Genomic DNA, 15,383 nt, shown 5'->3' with positions numbered 1-15,383 from the left:
TCTGCGAGCGCATCCATGGAACTCTTCCTGCATTACCTCAGCCTTGCGTATCTCCTGCAGGGTATCTTACTGACCCTGCAGGTGACGGCGCTGGGGCTTGCGGGTGGCCTGTTCCTCGGCATGGCGCTGGCGGCTATGCAGATGTCCCGCCAGCGCTGGCTATCCGGCTTCGCGCGCACTTATGCCGTCATCTTCCGCGGCACGCCCCTGATCCTGCAGATGGTGTTCGTCTACGATGCGCTGCCTCACATCGGGATCAAGTTCAGCGCCCTGGTCGCCGGCGGGATCGCGCTGGCCGCGAACGAAGGCCCGTTCTTCGCCGAGATACTGCGTTCCGGTATCCGCAGCGTGGACCGCGGCCAGGTGGCGGCCGGTCAGGCGCTGGGCATGCCTTCGGCGATGCTGATGCGCCGCATCGTCGCGCCCCAGGCAATCCGCACGATGATTCCCGCCTTCGGCAGCGAAGCCGTCAGCGCGCTCAAGAACAGTTCCCTCGCCTCGATCATCTCGGTGCAGGAACTGACGCTGCGCAGCACGCAGCTGGCCTCCTCGACCTTCGATTTCTTTTCGGTCTTTTTTGCATCGGGCGTGCTCTATCTCATCCTGACCAGCGCCGTCGCCGGCATCCAGTTGCTGACCGAGCGCTGGCTGGACCTGGATCGCGCCTCGTCGCGGCGCGGGCTCTCCCGCCGCTTCTTCGGCAAAGGCGCAACGGCCCCGGACCATGACGAGCAGCAGGCATCGGATGCGCATGCCGCGGGTTCGGCCGTCGTCAAGCGCGACAGCCGGCCGGCTGCGCCCGTGGCGCCGGTGAAGCCGTCGCCGGCACAGGCCATGGTCGAGGTCAGCAGCCTGGGCAAGCAGTACGACAACCACCCGGTATTCCATTCGCTGTCGCTGACAGTGCGCCAGGGCGAGGTCGTGGCGCTCCTCGGGCCCAGCGGATCCGGCAAAAGCACCCTGCTACGTTGCATCAATCGCCTCGAGGACTGGGACACGGGCGAGGTCCGGATTTCCGGACAGCGGGTTGGATTCCACGCCGATGGCAGCGCCATGTCGATGAGCGAGATTGCCCGGCAGAGGGCGTATGCGGGCGTCGGCATGGTGTTCCAGCACTTCAACCTGTTCGGCCATCTGACGGCGCTGGAAAACGTTGCCGGTCCGCTGCGCTGGGTGCATGGCATGAGCGCCGCCGATGCGCAGCACCGGGCCATGGAATTGCTCGACCGCGTAGGCTTGCGGCACCGCGCGCATGCTCTGCCACGGCATCTGTCCGGCGGACAGCAGCAGCGGGTCGCCATTGCGCGCGCGCTGGCGCCCAGGCCAAGCGTATTGCTGCTCGATGAACCGACTTCCGCGCTGGACCCGGAAATGGTCAACGAGGTGCTCGAGGTGATCCGCAAGCTGGCCACCGAGGACGGTCTGACCATGATCATTTCCACCCACCAGGTGCGTTTCGCGAAGGAAGTCGCCGATCGTGTCGTCTTCCTCAGCAACGGCGCGGTCACTGAAGAAGGACCGGCGCACGAAGTCCTTACCCGCCCCAGGCACCCGCTGACCGCGCGATTCCTCAGCGTGATGCAAGGCGACTATCCGGAGACGATCACAGCATGATTGGCAAGCAGAGCTTCAGCTTCCGGCCCGAGCAGGGTGTTCCTCCCCAGGTGGGCCCGTTTTCTCACGCCACCCAATGGGGCGACCTGCTCTTCGTCACCGGGCAGATGCCGACCGATCCGGCGACTGGCGACATCATCGAGGGAGACGTCGTCGTCCAGGCCGAACGGGTTCGCAGGAATCTCGAGGCGGTGCTCGCGCAGTTCGGGCTCACGCTCGACGATGCGCTGATGGTGCGTGTCTACCTGACCGACTTCGCCGACTACGACGCCTTCAATGCCGCCTATGCCTCCTGGTTCAGCGGCCCCTTGCCGAGCCGCACCTGCGTCGGCGTGACCGGACTGGCGGTCGGCGCCCTGGTCGAAATCGACTTGATCGTCGGCATCCGCAAATGACGCTTGCTGCGCCCGCGTATGCCTTGCTCTTGCGGGAAGCGGCACGCCCGCTTTTCCCGGAAAACTTCGACAGGAAATATCACCAACCATGAACCAACACATCTGCACTGCCATGTGCACGCATGGCGCATCGCCCGATGACCTGGCCGATGCCGCCGAAGCCTTGAAGGAGTCCGTGCAGGCATGCCTGAAGGAAGACGGCGCCGCGAAGGCAGCGCCTGCGGGCATGCCTGCGCTGCGCAGTGAAGCAGCGGCGCCCCGCGCCGATTCCGCGACGCTGGTCGACGAGCCCCGTGCGCATCATTACATTCCGGCGACGAAGGATACGGTGCTCTGGGGTTACTTCAGCCGTTCGGCCGCGCCGGTACTGGAAGTCAATTCCGGCGACTACGTCACCATCGAGACGCTGACGCATCATGCCGCGGACGATATCGAGCGCATGGTGCAGGGCGACCCGGGCGCCGAGAGCGTCTTCCATTGGGACAGCAAGGGCAAGAACGTGGATCGTCGCGGCACGGGCGACATGCAGCATCCGGCCGGCGCTGGCGGCGGTCTGGGCGTGCACATCTGCACCGGCCCGGTCCATGTCCGCAATGCGCAACCCGGCGACGTGCTGGAGGTGCGCATCATCGATGTCAAGCCGCGCCCCAGCGCCAATCCGCTGTATCGCGGCAAAACCTATGGCAGCAACGCCGCGGCGAACTGGGGCTTCCATTACGGTGACATGCTTACCGAGCCCAGGCAGCGCGAAGTCATCACGATCTACGAGCTTGACGCATCGGGCGACAGCCACTGGGCGCGCGCCGTCTACAACTATCGCTGGACGCCGCAGACCGATCCCTTCGGCGTCGTGCATGCGAGCATCGACTACCCGGGCGTGCCCGTGGATCACAGCACCATCGTCAAGAACCATGATGTGCTGAAAAACGTCCGTGTGCCGGTGCGGGCGCACTTCGGCACCATAGGCGTGGCGCCGGCCGAAGCCGAGATGGCTTCATCGATTCCGCCGAGCTACACCGGCGGCAACATCGACAACTGGCGCATCGGCAAGGGGGCGACGGTCTACTATCTGGTGGCCGTGGCCGGCGCCATGTTCTCGGTCGGCGATCCGCATGCGTCGCAAGGCGATGCGGAACTGTGCGGCACGGCCATCGAATGCTCTCTCACCGGCACCTTCCAGCTGATCCTGCACAAGCGCGCAGACCTCGATGGAACGGCGCTGGCCGGGCTGCATTACCCGCTGCTCGAGACCCGCGATGAATGGGTGGTGCATGGCTTCAGTTATGCGAACTATCTCGCCGAACTCGGGGAGCAGGCGCAAAGCGAGATATTCCAGAAGTCTTCCCTGGAACGAGCGATGCGCGATGCGTATCGCAAGATGCGTCATTTCCTGATGACGGCGAAGGGACTCACCGAGGACGAAGCGATCTCGCTGATGTCCGTGGGGGTCGACTTCGGCGTCACCCAGGTCGTGGATGGCAATTGGGGCGTGCATGCATTGCTGAAGAAGATGGTATTCGTCAGCTGACGCATGGCGGTGCGAACACCATCACCGGCACGAACACTAGCGAAGTGTGACTGGTCATCCGTGCTACCAAAGCCTGGCAATGGGAATGACAAAACCACTAAAGATGGACCAGTCCTGTGACTTGCTGGTGAGACCCTTGGCCATGCCGACGTCGATGGCATACCACTTACTTGGGTTGTACACGACCGCAGCAAGCAGTTGCGCCGTGGTTGGTGTACCGCTGCGCCGTGTCCCGGACAGTTCAGTGACGCCCCGCCATCCCTTCACCAATGGCATGGAAAGCGATGCAGACAGGCCGGTCTGCATGCGTGCCGTGCCGGGCTCGATGACGCCGACCCGAGTCGTATTGAGGTTCGCGTCCAGGTGCATGCTGCCCATGTCCTGGCTGTAGATGCCGTTCAAGGTGTACTCGGCCTTTCCGCTGCCAATGGCTTCCTTCGCAGTCGGCACCTTTGCATCGAGCTCCAATCCAAAAGCCGTCTTGCTATTCACAATGAATGCGCGTTTGAGAATGAAGCTCGTGTCACCTACGCCGTGTTCTCGTGAACCTTCTTCATCGCGGGACCAGACGTAGGCTTCGCCGCCAATGAGGATTCCCCATTCTTTGGAAAATCCAAGCTTCAAAAGGTAAGGCAGACTGTCTTCCCGGGCATTTCCGGTCTTCGAGTGCAAGCCACCGAATTCCAGCTCGAGCTGGCCCGGCTTCGGCAATTGTGCCGGATTGGATAGGGAGGGCCGGTATGGCGTAACGCCCGTATTTTCTTCTGCCCAGGAAAGCGATACCACGACCGCGAGTACTGCCGCCACAAGCCCTTTTGCTGCAATCATTCATGCTTCCTTTCCAATGACGGGTCTTGCTTCTCGATATGCCGGTACCAGGCTCGAAGCGACATCGCGAGCAAGTCCATGTATCGAATGAGCAATCATAGGGCCGCTCTTGTGCCAGCAATGGTCTTTTCGGCCTGGGAGATGGTTTGCCACAAACTGTCCCAAAGTCCTTATCGACATCGCTTCGGATGAGACAATCCGGACATTGGAATGTGAATGCCAGAGGAACGTACTGTGGAAATTGTGGCTGTAATCGATTTTGAAACAACCGGGTTGTCACCCGCGCAAGGAGACCGCGCTACTGAAATTGCCGCTGTCCTCCTGGAGAATGGAAAGGTCGTGGACCGTTACCAGAGTCTGATGAATGCGGGAGTACGCATCCCTTCTTACATCGAAACCCTCACCGGAATTTCCGACGCGATGATACGCAAGGCGCCAAAAGCTGCCGCAGTCATGCAGGAAGTATCGGATTTCGTAGGCGACTATCCATTGGTTGCCCACAACGCGTCTTTCGACAGCAAATTCTGGGACGCCGAGCTGGCGCATATCGACCGAGTCAGACCTCAGCAGTTCGCATGCTCCTTGCTGCTGTCACGGCGTCTGTTCCCGCAGGCACCGAGTCACAGGCTTGGCGCACTTGTCGAGTATGCGAATCTTCCTGTGGCTGGACGCGCTCACCGGGCGCTGGCTGACGCGGAAATGGCTGCCAGTCTATTTGTCAAGCTGATAGGGGAATTGGGACAACGATACGAGGTCCACGAGGTTTCGCATGCGCTGCTGTGCAAGATTCAACGTGCCCCGAAGCACCAGCTGAACCAGTGCATACAACGGCATCGGCAAGAAGAATCCGGGCATTGACAAGCAACTTCCCTGAAGCGCTCTGCGGGTGCCTCGGCTCCAAGGCGGAACTAAGCTTTTCCGATGGCGGCATCCCAAACCGTGTATTGTCGAGCGCAGCTTCGCAGCCATCATTCAAACCAAAAGGAGACCGCAGTAATGCATGCCAGCGTACGACTTGCCGCACTTTCCACACTTGTCACAGGAACCTTGGTCGCATCTTTCGCCTTTGCCGCAGAAGCGTCCCCTCCTCTTCTGCCGGGAATCAACGAGCCGATGAATAAACTCGTTCAGCAGCCTTCAATCAGGCAGGCGCTGGACTTCATTGAAAAGAATGAGGCGAAGACCGTCGCCAATACAAAGACCCTCAATGCCATTCCCGCACCCACCTTCCAGGAAGGAAAGCGCGCAAGCGCTGTCGCTGAACGTTTCAAGGCGCTGGGCCTGGAGCAGGTACATATCGATGACGCAGGAAATGCGATGGGGACCTACAAGGGAAATGGGAGCGGCCCTACCATCATGCTGGCAGCGCATCTCGATACGGTGTACCCCACGAATACCGATCTGACCCTTTCGGAAAGGGATGGCCGGCTGTACGCCCCCGGCATTGCGGACAATGCGCGATCGCTGGCAGCGATCCTGACGATCGTCGAGGCGATGAAGGCGGCAAAGATTCAAACGGACGGCGACATTATCTTTTGCGGCAATGTGGGCGAAGAAGGCCTGGGTGACCTGAAAGGCGTCAAGCATATCTTTGCAGAGCACAAGGAGATCAAGGCGTTTGTCGGCCTGGAGCCAGCCCTGGGTGGCGACGCAGGCGAGCCGGTGACTTACCTTGCCACCGGCAGCCGTCGCTACAAGATCAACTTCAAGGGGCCGGGCGGACATAGCTATGAGGCGTTTGGCCTGCCTTCCGCAATTCATGCTTTGGGAAGAGCCGTGGCCAGAATCGATGATTTGCGCGTCACCACCGATCCGAAGGTGACGTTCAATGTCGGGGTCATTGAGGGAGGCCAGTCCGTCAATACGATCGCAGGGTCGGCCTCCATGCTGGTCGACATGCGTTCGGAAGACAAGACGGCGTTGCAGCGGATAGAAAAGCAGATTCTGGCTGCTGTGCAACAAGGCGTGGAAGACACCAATCAGCGGTGGAACAGCACGGCGATCAAGGCTGAACCGGTGCTGATTGGAGATCGGCCGGCAGGAAAGATGTCCGTGAACTCGCCAATTGTCCAGGTAGCGTTGGCCGCGGCGGCAGCACAGGGCAGAAAGCCCGCTCTCGACAGTGCCCACTCCACCGATGCCAATTTGCCGATGAGCCTGGGAATCCCCGCGATCACGATGAGCGGCGGCGGTTCTTCATCAGGCATACACTCGGCGAAAAACGAATGGTGGGCTCCGGTAAATGCCCATATCGGCCCGCAAAACGTGCTGCTCACCATTCTTGGTCTATCAGGTGTGCAAGGCATCCAGGCATCGTTGCTGGATGTGACTCACTGAACTGCAAGGACATGCGGCGGCACGGCAATCACCAATTGCTCGGAGCGTGCCGCCTCATGGGTCATGGATAGGCCCACGCGGCCTCATCTCGCTCCGGCAGCATGGTCTGCTCTGGCGACCATGCCGCACCAATGACAAAGCCGGCGTCATGCCGGCTGTGCTATCCCAGGCCGAGAACGGCGGCTGGTGCGGTTTTATCAGGATTAGCCGAAATACAAGCTATTGACCGGCGACTTGCTGTGCTGCTCCTTAACGGCCTTGGCTTGCTCGATCTTTGCGTCCTGGCGTGATTTGTCGCTACGTGCGTAGATGGTGTCCTGGCCATCATGCTCGCGCATTGCGGTTTGGCCTTGCGCTTGCGCCTGGGCCAGGTCCTGGCGCACTTCGGCACGCGTCAGCGTCGATTTGAAGCCGGCATCCGGTGCGACAAATTCAGTCTGCTGTGCAAAAGCGGAACCAGCGGCAGCGAAAACGGCAGCAGCGGCAATCAGTTGTTTGACGTTCATGTTGTTCTCCAAGATCAGGTTAATCCGTGTTTTTCAGGCTCGGCGGTCAGGCAATGGTTGTCGCCCGTCGGGTCCTGCCTCGCTGAAGCGCACTTGTTTATTTGTGTGTTCATCGATGAAGCACAGTTTACTTACCAGATCGGTGGCAATAAACAGCACATACGTCAAATATTCATTCCAGATACTGGAATAATCCTGCCGGTGTCGGGTGAGGTCTTCATGGCTTGATGAAGGTGTTGAATCTGATCATCCAGACGATGACCTTTATTGCTGCCACCAGCTCTTCGTGCCCCGGTGGTTCTAGCGCGTGTAGCGCGTATTTTCAGCAATGAATGTCAGGCCGCACGCTCGGCAGCGGTACTCAACACCAAATACATCGAGGTCGCGCAGCTCATCGACGTCCTGGTGAACCCATCCTCCCGCTTCCGCCTCTGCCGCTGGCATCGGGTGTGCCAACGTACATTCTTTCAGCGTGCCGTTATTGTCCATGCTTCACCTCATTAACCCTGCGCCGCACGCGCATTCTCATGCATCGCGAGCTCATATGCCTTGATGGAGGCCGAAGCGGTTCGCCTGACCTCCTCGGCCGACATTCCCGGACGGTAGAGGCTGCTGCCCAGCCCGAAGGTACGGATGCCGGCGGCAGCGTAAGCGCCGAAATTGATTTCGGAGATGCCACCCACGGCGCCAAGGACTGCATCCTGCGGCAGGATGGCGCGCAGTGCGGCGATGCCGCTGGGACCAAGCACCGAAGCGGGAAAGAATTTCAATGCCGAAGCGCCCAGGCTCAGCGCCAGATAGGCCTCGGTGGCAGTGAACACGCCCGGCATGGTAACCATGCCATGCGCCTGCGCAGCGGCCATGACTTCGGCATTCACATTGGGGCTGACCATCAATCGTCCGCCCGCGGCGGCGACCTTGTCACATTGCGCCGCGCTCACCACCGTTCCCGCACCGATGAGGCAATCTGCGCCAAAGCGCCGCGCCAGGCGTTCGATCGACGCGAACGGCTCGGGGGAATTCAGCGGCACTTCGATGATCTCGAAACCGCTGTCGATCAATGCTTCACCAATGGCCTCGACCTCTTCCGGCCGGATGCCACGCATGATCGCGACGAGCGCTCGCCTCGTATCGGGCCAGGGCACGGATGCCTTCAATTCAAAAGTGCTCATGTCAGAAGTGTTCCCCCCAGAGATTGGCTGCAGCTCTTGCCAGGCCGGCCTGCGCGGCCTTTTCCGCGTCCACGGTTTCGACATCCCAGCCCGCTTGCCGTAGCGCAGCCTCATACAGTTGACCCAGCATGCCGGCTGCAATCAGCAGGATAGGTCCGTTGCCACCATACTGCCGCCCGGCATCGGCAAGTTCGGCCCCTATCAGCAGACCGGACAAGCGGGCGGCACCATCCCCACGCTGTTCAAAGCCGAGCAACTGCGCTGCACGCAGGCGGAATAACTGTTCCTGCAATCCCCGGTGCATCCCGGCGTCGAGCCCGCTGCGAAAGGCAGGCGCATCCGGCAATGGCGGCTGGTCCGGCTCCACCGCATGCGCCAGGATGCTGTGTTTGCCGAGGACCGAGAACAGCTCGCCCGTCAGGTAAGTCGAGAATGTCATGACGCAGCCTGTCTCGAGCCTGATCCACTTGCTATGGGTTCCAGGGATGCAGACCAGACCGGAGAAGTCGCCGCGCACCGCGCCAAGGAGCTGCGTTTCCTCGCCGCGCATGACGTCCGGACGCGACGCATCACGCTGCGCGATGCCAGGAAGAATGCGAACGTCCCCAAGCGCATCGATCTTCACCGCGCCGCGATGCAGTTCATCCGGACGCGTCGGCGTCTGCAGATACGGCGCTTCCTTCCAGCCCTGTCTTGCTCCCGCCATGCCGCTGATCAGGATCGGAAGGTGGGCCGGCGCCCCCAGCCGCTCGAGGTGCTGGCGCAGCACGGGTTCGAAGCCTTCAGTCATGCAGTGCAGCATTCCTTCGGGGCCCCGGCTTTGCGCCAGCGGCATGCCATCGGCGGACATCGGCCAGGCGCGAAAGCTGCTGGTCCCCCAATCGACCGCCACGAAGCGCGCACGTGACATGTCAGGGCGTAGCGTGGAGCTGTTCATCATGTCTTACTTACCCCAGCGCAGCACCACCGGGTCGAGGCGCCTGGCAATGTCGATCAGGTCCGCGCGCGTGGCGGGATGCAGCGGCTGGAGCGGATGCCTGACCGCCTCGGAGGCGATGATGCCGCCCTCTTTCATCAGCGCCTTGGCAGCGATCAAGCCGCACTGGCGGTTTTCGAAATTGATCAGCGGCAGCCACTTTTCATACAGGCGAGCAGCCTCTTCACGCCGGTTGCCCGCATACGCGTCCATGATCTGCCGGATGCCGTCCGGATAGCCGCCGCCGGTCATGGAACCGGTCGCCCCGGCATCCAGATCGGCCATGAGGGTGATGGCTTCCTCGCCATCCCACGGTCCGGCGATGGCGTCGCCGCCCAGGGCGATCAGCTCGCGCAGCTTGGCCGCGGCCTGCGGCACTTCGATCTTGAAATACGCGACATTGGCGATCTCGGTTGCCATCCTGGCGAGGAAGGCCGCCGACAGCGTGGTGCCGGCCACGGGCGCGTCCTGGATCATGATCGGGATACGGATCGCATCCGAGACCCGGCTGAAGAATTCATGGATACCGCGTTCACCAACCCGGATCGTCGCGCCGTGATACGGAGGCATGATCATCACCATGGCGGCGCCACGCTCCTGGGCACGGCGGCTGCGCTCCGCGCAGATCTGCGTTGCGAAGTGGGTCGTGGTAACGATCACTGGCACCCTGCCGCCGACATGCTCGAGCACCGTGTCCATCACCTGATTACGTTCTTCATCGGTCAATACGAATTGCTCGGAAAAATTCGCAAGGATGCACAGTCCGTTCGATCCGGCATCGATCATGAAGTCCACGCAGCGGCGCTGTCCTTCGAGATCGAGCTCGCCCTGGTCATTGAAAATCGTCGGGACTACCGGGAACACCCCCTTGTACGCGGTGCGAGAGGCTTGTCTTGCTATGTCAGTCATTGGGTTTCCTTTCTGGTGGATGGAAGCTGATGACGCCAATCAGGAAGTGATTTCCAGGCTTGACGTTTCCAGGGCCGCAGCGGTCTTCGAACGCATATTGATCCAGGCAGTGATGGCGCCGCAAGCCGCGATGGTGCCCATGCCGACACAGGTCCAGAAGTCGGGCGCATGATGAAACACCACCCAGCTCAGGATGGCGGCGAAGCCGATCTGCGCATAGGTGAACGGCATCAGCGACGCAGGATTGCTGCGGCGAAATGCCATGGCAAGCAGCAGGTGGCCGAGCGTCGAGCATGCGCCGATCAACAGCAGCAGCGTGACATGAACAGCGATCGACGCGGGCAGCGCATCGGGGAATCCCGCGTCGACAAACAGCATGGCGCATGCCGACAGCACGCTGCCTGTCACGCCCGAATAGAACTGGGTCGTGCTGGGCTGTTCGAGCAGGGCCAGGCGGCCCGTCAGCAGGCTGTATGCCGAAACCACCAGCATGCCGAGCAGGGGCACGATCACGATCGGGCCGAAGGCGCCGCTGCCGGGCCGAATGATGACCAGCGTGCCGAGGAATGCGCCGCAGACCAGCAGCCAGCGCATAGCACCGATACCGTCGCGCGACATCCTGCGCGATGCGGCTGTCACGAGCACCGGAGACAGCATCACGATGGCGGTGACCTCGGCCAGCGGCATGTAGCGCAGGCTGATGAATGCCATGCCGCTGGCGGTTACCAGCGCCGTGCCGCGCAGGATCTGAAAGCGCGGATGCGCCGTTCGGAACCCGTCCCGGCCCACTGCCCTGGCGATGCAGACGGCCATGACAATGGCCTGGATGGTATAGCGCGCCCACATCACGAAGGCGACCGACAGCGCGCCGCTCACCTGCTTGGTCGCCGCATCCATCGTCGCCAGGAACAGGGCGGAGAACAGGATCATGACGATCGCCGTGGCAGCATGGCGCCGTCCGCATGACGCAGTCATAGGCCAACTGCACGCTTGTGCCGCCGCCCGAAGGCGTGCAATCGCCGGAAGGCGCATGGCAGGTTCATGGTCGACCTTTCGGATCGGCGCGCCGTAATGCATGTTCGAACATGGCTAGGATGCTCGCCGCAATACCGCTGCGTTGCCGATGCCGGGCTGCGTGCGCCGCAGCCTGGTGCCTGTCTTGCGCAACTCGGCGATGCTGGTGACGCCCATCAGCGCCAGCGTGAGATCGAACTCGGCGCGCAGCAGGCTGATGGCATCGGCCACTCCCGAGCGGCCATGGGCAGCAAGTCCGTACACCCAGGCGCGCCCGAGAAACACGCCGTCGGCGCCGAGCGCCAGGGCCTTGACGATGTGCGTGCCGCGTCGCACGCCGCCATCGAGGAAAATTTCGACTTCGCCGTCGACCGCGGCGGCGACGCTGGGCAACGCGGAAATGGTGGACATGGCGCCGTCGAGCTGGCGGCCGCCGTGATTGCTGACGACGATGGCGGTCGCTCCATGGTCGACTGCGCGCCGCGCATCGTCCGGCGTCAGGATGCCCTTGATGACCAGCGGCCCATTCCAGCGCTCCTTCAGCCAGCGGATGTCTTCCCAGCGCAGCGTCGGATCGAGCTGATTCGACAGGAAGCTGACCTGGTCCATGAAGTTCCTGCCGGCGCTGCAGCGCGGCGAGATATTCCCCAGCCTGGGACGCCGGGACAGCAGCATGTCGGCAGCCCAGCGCGGATGCAGGGCCATATCCAGCGCCGCTCCCGGCCTAAGCCTGGACGCCGTTCGGAAGCCATTGCGCGTATCGCGCTCGCGTATGCTCGAGACCGCTGAATCGACCGTCAGCACCAGCGCCTTCACGTTGGCATTCCTCGCGCGCTCGATCATCTCTTCACACAGGATGCGGTCGCGAAGGATGTAGAGCTGGAGGTAGAGCGGCATGTCGGCCGCGCGCGCGACTTCCTCCATCGAGCAGATTGAAAAGGTGGACAGGCACATCGGAATTCCCGCCGCGGCGGCGGCCTGCGCCGCCTGCGCTTCGCCATTTCCGGCGAACAGGCCGGCAAAGCCGACCGGGCCGAGCACGATGGGCAATGCATGCTCGCCGCCCAGGAAGGATGCCGATAGATCGCGGTGGGAAACGTCGCGCAGGACCAGCGGGTCGAGCAGCCAGTCGTCGAAGTCGGCTTCATTGGCGCGCATCGTCCTTTCGCTGAATGACCCGCCATCGATGTAGTCGAAAAACATGGTGGGCAGGCGCCGGCGCGCCTGTTCTCTCAGATCCGCGATGTTGGCTGTTTTCATGGATGGATCGTCTTTCTGCTGGTCTGTTCATGGGTGGACGCAAGCCGGCGCATGAGCCGTTGCCGCCCTTACGCCGGAAATGCGGCCTCAATGCGAATGCTTCGGCACCTCCGCGCCGCGGCAACCGACGAGGAAGTCGAAGTCGCATCCCTCGTCGGCCTGCAATACATGGTCGACATACAGCTTCTGGTAGCCGCCACGATTCGGCGCAGCCGGCATGTTCTGTATCCGCTCGAGGCGTGCCGCCATTTCCTCGGCGCTGATATCGAGGTGCAGACGCCCGGCGCCGCAATCGAGCTCGATCCAGTCGCCGTCCCGCACGATCGCCAGCGGGCCGCCGGCGGCCGCTTCCGGCGCCACATGCAGCACCACGGTGCCATACGCGGTGCCGCTCATGCGCGCATCCGAAATGCGCACCATGTCTGTGACGCCCTGCGCCAGGAGTTTCGGAGGAAGTCCCATGTTGCCGACCTCGGCCATGCCGGGATAGCCCTTGGGCCCGCAATGCTTCATCACCAGCACCGAGTTCGCATCGACCGGCAGGTCGGGATCGTTGATGCGGGATTTGTAGTGGTCGAAGTCCTCGAAGACGATGGCCTGACCGCGATGCCGCATCAATGCGGGCGATGCCGCCGACGGTTTGAGCACCGCGCCGCGCGGCGCCAGATTGCCGCGCAGGATGCAGATGCCGCCGTCGGCAACCAGCGGGCGGTCCAGCGGGCGTATCACCTCTTCATTGTGGATAGGCGCGCCGCGCGTATTCTCGCCCAGAGTGTTGCCGTTGACGGTCAGCGCGTCCGGATGCGGCAGCAGGCCGGCTTCGAGCAGCCGACGCAACACTCCCGGCAAACCGCCGGCGTAGTAAAAGTCTTCCATCAGGAAGCGGCCCGACGGCATCAGGTCGACGATGGTCGGCGTGCCGCGCCCCGTGATCGTCCAATCCTCCAATTCCAGCGGCACGCCGATGCGCCCGGCGATGGCTTTCAGGTGGATCACCGCATTGGTCGAGCCGCCGATGGCGGCGTTCACGCGTATCGCATTCTCGAAAGCCTGGCGCGTGAGGACCTTGGACAGCCGAAGGTCTTCCCAGACCATGTCGACGATGCGCATGCCCGACATGTGGGCCAGCACATAACGGCGCGCATCGACCGCGGGAATCGCCGCGTTGTGCGGCAGCGATGTGCCCAGCGCTTCTGCCATGCATGCCATGGTCGAGGCGGTGCCCATGGTGTTGCAGGTGCCGGCCGAACGCGACATGCCGGCTTCGGCCGACATGAATTCATGCAGGGTGATCTGCCCTGCCTTGACCGCTTCATGCAACTGCCAGACCGCCGTGCCGGAGCCAATGTCCTTGCCCTCATGCTTGCCGTTGAGCATGGGCCCGCCGGTGACGACGATGGCCGGGATATCGCAACTGGCCGCTCCCATCAGCAAAGCCGGCGTGGTCTTGTCGCAGCCGGTTAGCAGCACTACGCCGTCGACCGGGTTGCCGCAGATGGACTCTTCCACATCCATGCTCGCCAGGTTGCGCGTGAGCATCGCGGTCGGGCGCAGGTTCGACTCGCCGTTGGAGAACACCGGGAACTCCACCGGAAAGCCGCCGGCCTCGAAGATGCCGCGCTTCACATGCTCGGCGATCTTGCGGAAGTGCGCGTTGCACGGCGTGAGTTCGGACCAGGTGTTGCAGATGCCGATGATGGGCTTGCCCTGGAATTCATGGTCGGGAATGCCCTGGTTCTTCATCCAGCTTCGATACATGAAGCCGTTCTTGTCAGCGGTGCCGAACCATTGCGCGGAACGTAGGGGGCGTGATTTCGTATGCGACATCGAAGCATTCTTTCCGTTGTTAGCGTTCTGTTGATCTACAGAGCCATGAATGGCGGGTGCTCAAGCTGTCGACTCGTCACGGCACCGGCGTCGGCAAGGGCCGGCCGGCGAAGTGCGCATCCAGATTGTCGAGAACCAGGTTCGCCATGGCGGTGCGTGTCTCGAGCGTGCCGCTTGCCATGTGCGGCGTGAGCACGACGTTGTCCATGCTGGCGAGCGCCGCTGGCACCCGCGGCTCGCTGGCGAACACGTCGAGGCCTGCGCCGGCGATCGCTTTCGTCGCAAGCGCTTCGACCAGGGCATCCTCGTCGACCACCGTGCCGCGCGCGATGTTGACCAGGATCCCCTGTGGTCCGAGCGCGCGCAGCGTTTCGGCATCGATCAGCCCATGGGTTGCCGGGCCGCCGACCGTGCTGACGATCAGCATGTCCACCTGTTCCGCGAGGTCGCGCGGCGTCGGGTAATACGGATAATCGATGCCGTCCTTGCGGCTGCGTGCCGTGTAGGCGATATGCATGCCGAAGCCGCGCGCTCGCTGCGCGATGGCGCTGCCGATGCGACCGAGCCCGACGATGCCCAGGCGCGCGCCGCTGACCTTGCGCGTGAAGGGAAACGCCGCCCTGCCCCATTGGCCGTCACGCACGTATCGATCCGCCTGCGGCACCTTGCGGGCGACCGCCAGCAGCAGCGCCATGGCCATATCGGCCACGTCGTCGGTCAACACATCCGGCGTATTGGTGACCTGGATGCCGCGCTGGCGGGCCGCCTGAACGTCGACGCCGTCATAGCCCACGCCGAATACGCTGACAAGCTCGACGGCCGGAAGGCGCGCCAGAAAGTCCGCCGTGATGGTGGATTCCCCGTTGGCGACGACGGCACGCACCTGCGGTGCGACACGGTCGACGAATCCGGGGTCCGGCTGCGCCAGCATGTCATGCACGATGTAGCGCTGCGCCAGGGCTTCGACCAGAAATGGCGGCACCTTGGCGGCCAGGAGAATTTGCGGTTTCATGCTTG

The 15,383-nt window shown here is 62.6% G+C and carries 15 protein-coding genes; 5 read left to right on the top strand and 10 right to left on the bottom strand.

Annotation, left to right across the window (positions count from 1 at the left end; genetic code table 11):
- Positions 1-15 precede the first annotated feature (15 nt).
- The 3 genes from JJB74_RS12195 to JJB74_RS12185 all read left to right on the top strand — a co-directional run bounded on the left by JJB74_RS12195 (position 16) and on the right by JJB74_RS12185 (position 3,537).
- Complete coding sequence (locus JJB74_RS12195) at positions 16-1,614, top strand: amino acid ABC transporter permease/ATP-binding protein (RefSeq protein WP_200592139.1); 1,599 nt, start codon at positions 16-18, stop codon at positions 1,612-1,614.
- Positions 1,611-2,009 (top strand): RidA family protein, encoded by a 399-nt coding sequence (locus JJB74_RS12190; RefSeq protein ID WP_200592138.1) that lies wholly within the window; start codon positions 1,611-1,613, stop codon positions 2,007-2,009. The genes JJB74_RS12195 and JJB74_RS12190 overlap by 4 nt, the downstream gene beginning before the upstream one ends.
- Positions 2,010-2,097: 88 nt before the next feature.
- Positions 2,098-3,537: an acetamidase/formamidase family protein gene (locus JJB74_RS12185; protein WP_200592137.1), complete on the top strand. Its 1,440-nt coding sequence runs from the start codon at positions 2,098-2,100 to the stop codon at positions 3,535-3,537.
- 63 nt (positions 3,538-3,600) lie between these two features.
- On the opposite strand, the gene JJB74_RS12180 is transcribed toward JJB74_RS12185, so the two are convergent.
- Positions 3,601-4,365, bottom strand: coding sequence for a transporter (locus JJB74_RS12180; protein WP_200592136.1), 765 nt, complete (start codon positions 4,363-4,365; stop codon positions 3,601-3,603).
- Between the two features lie 216 nt (positions 4,366-4,581).
- Here JJB74_RS12180 and JJB74_RS12175 point away from each other — a divergent pair, with 216 nt between their 5' ends.
- Entirely contained in the window at positions 4,582-5,223 is a 642-nt protein-coding gene (locus JJB74_RS12175) for a 3'-5' exonuclease (protein WP_234484129.1), read from the top strand.
- A gap of 138 nt (positions 5,224-5,361) precedes the next feature.
- Positions 5,362-6,702, top strand: a complete 1,341-nt coding sequence (locus tag JJB74_RS12170; RefSeq protein ID WP_200592135.1) for a M20/M25/M40 family metallo-hydrolase — start codon at positions 5,362-5,364, stop codon at positions 6,700-6,702.
- Between the two features lie 203 nt (positions 6,703-6,905).
- Here the strand turns inward: JJB74_RS12170 and JJB74_RS12165 are convergent, their stop codons facing one another.
- The 9 genes from JJB74_RS12165 to JJB74_RS12125 form a co-directional block, all read right to left on the bottom strand.
- On the bottom strand, positions 6,906-7,208 hold the full coding sequence (locus JJB74_RS12165) for a DUF4148 domain-containing protein (RefSeq protein WP_200592134.1): 303 nt from the start codon (positions 7,206-7,208) through the stop codon (positions 6,906-6,908).
- Positions 7,209-7,508: 300 nt separating this feature from the next.
- Positions 7,509-7,697 (bottom strand): hypothetical protein, encoded by a 189-nt coding sequence (locus JJB74_RS12160; protein ID WP_200592133.1) that lies wholly within the window; start codon positions 7,695-7,697, stop codon positions 7,509-7,511.
- Between the two features lie 11 nt (positions 7,698-7,708).
- Positions 7,709-8,380, bottom strand: a complete 672-nt coding sequence (locus JJB74_RS12155; protein WP_200592132.1) for a 2-dehydro-3-deoxy-6-phosphogalactonate aldolase — start codon at positions 8,378-8,380, stop codon at positions 7,709-7,711.
- 1 nt (position 8,381) lies between these two features.
- The gene (locus JJB74_RS12150; RefSeq protein ID WP_200592131.1) at positions 8,382-9,320 is read right to left on the bottom strand and encodes a 2-dehydro-3-deoxygalactonokinase; all 939 of its coding nucleotides are present in this window, start codon (positions 9,318-9,320) and stop codon (positions 8,382-8,384) included.
- Between the two features lie 3 nt (positions 9,321-9,323).
- Entirely contained in the window at positions 9,324-10,265 is a 942-nt protein-coding gene (locus JJB74_RS12145) for a dihydrodipicolinate synthase family protein (protein WP_200592130.1), read from the bottom strand.
- A 39-nt stretch (positions 10,266-10,304) separates the two neighbouring features.
- The gene (locus tag JJB74_RS12140; RefSeq protein WP_200592129.1) at positions 10,305-11,240 is read right to left on the bottom strand and encodes a DMT family transporter; all 936 of its coding nucleotides are present in this window, start codon (positions 11,238-11,240) and stop codon (positions 10,305-10,307) included.
- A gap of 114 nt (positions 11,241-11,354) precedes the next feature.
- On the bottom strand, positions 11,355-12,539 hold the full coding sequence (locus JJB74_RS12135) for an alpha-hydroxy acid oxidase (protein ID WP_200592128.1): 1,185 nt from the start codon (positions 12,537-12,539) through the stop codon (positions 11,355-11,357).
- An 87-nt stretch (positions 12,540-12,626) separates the two neighbouring features.
- Positions 12,627-14,366: an IlvD/Edd family dehydratase gene (locus tag JJB74_RS12130; RefSeq protein WP_200592127.1), complete on the bottom strand. Its 1,740-nt coding sequence runs from the start codon at positions 14,364-14,366 to the stop codon at positions 12,627-12,629.
- Between the two features lie 76 nt (positions 14,367-14,442).
- Positions 14,443-15,378: a 2-hydroxyacid dehydrogenase gene (locus tag JJB74_RS12125; RefSeq protein WP_234484128.1), complete on the bottom strand. Its 936-nt coding sequence runs from the start codon at positions 15,376-15,378 to the stop codon at positions 14,443-14,445.
- Between the last annotated feature and the right edge of the window lie 5 nt (positions 15,379-15,383).

The organism is Noviherbaspirillum pedocola, assembly GCF_016632335.1.
GTDB lineage: Bacteria > Pseudomonadota > Gammaproteobacteria > Burkholderiales > Burkholderiaceae_D > Noviherbaspirillum_A > Noviherbaspirillum_A pedocola.
This window is presented reverse-complemented; position numbering and strand designations above follow the sequence as displayed.